Source organism: Paraburkholderia sp. CNPSo 3281 (assembly GCF_024206515.1).
GTDB classification, from domain to species: domain Bacteria; phylum Pseudomonadota; class Gammaproteobacteria; order Burkholderiales; family Burkholderiaceae; genus Paraburkholderia; species Paraburkholderia nodosa.
This window is the reverse complement of record NZ_JAMBPS010000175.1, coordinates 1-724: the sequence shown is the minus strand read 5'-3', so window position 1 is coordinate 724 and position 724 is coordinate 1. Positions and strand designations below refer to the sequence as shown.

Genomic DNA, 724 nt, shown 5'->3' with positions numbered 1-724 from the left:
ATCCATCCAGACCCACCAATTTTGCGATGATCGTTGGTGCTTTAGCACTTACGAGCATCTCACTCCCGAAGGGAGTTGGGCAGATGACCTGAGTTTGAGTGGTTACGAGCGGGGGATTAGCTCAGCTGGGAGAGCACCTGCTTTGCAAGCAGGGGGTCGTCGGTTCGATCCCGTCATCCTCCACCAATCCTCAATGCACAGCGTTCTGCACGAAGCAGAACCTTTTGCATTGGCGATTGAGCCAGTCAGAGCGGTACGACGCATCACTGCGAAAGTATCGGCTGTCGTTCTTTAACAATCAGGAAGAAGTAGTAAAGAGATTCATCCGAACGCGGACAGAGATGGCCGTCAAGTAGGTGAATCAGGGTTGTGATTGTATCAATGTATTTTTAAGTGATCGAAAGATTGCCTTGAAATACGGCGCAACACGAATACTCAACCTGTAGCGAGTGGATCCGAAGCGAGCAATCGCCGCGAGACACACCCGTTATAGGGTCAAGCGAACAAGTGCATGTGGTGGATGCCTTGGCGATCACAGGCGATGAAGGACGCGGTAGCCTGCGAAAAGCGGTGGGGAGCTGGCAAACGAGCTTTGATCCACCGATATCCGAATGGGGAAACCCACTCCGAATGGAGTATCCATGACTGAATACATAGGTCATGTGAGGCGAACGCGGCGAACTGAAACATCTAAGTAGCCGCAGGAAAAGAAATCAACCGAGAT

1 tRNA gene and 1 rRNA gene are annotated in these 724 nt (G+C 51.4%); both read left to right on the top strand.

Annotation, left to right across the window (positions count from 1 at the left end):
- Window positions 1-110: 110 nt before the first annotated feature.
- A tRNA-Ala gene (locus M3I56_RS40770) sits at window positions 111-186 on the top strand.
- Between the two features lie 307 nt (window positions 187-493).
- Window positions 494-724 (top strand): 23S ribosomal RNA (locus M3I56_RS40765); the annotation flags it as partial.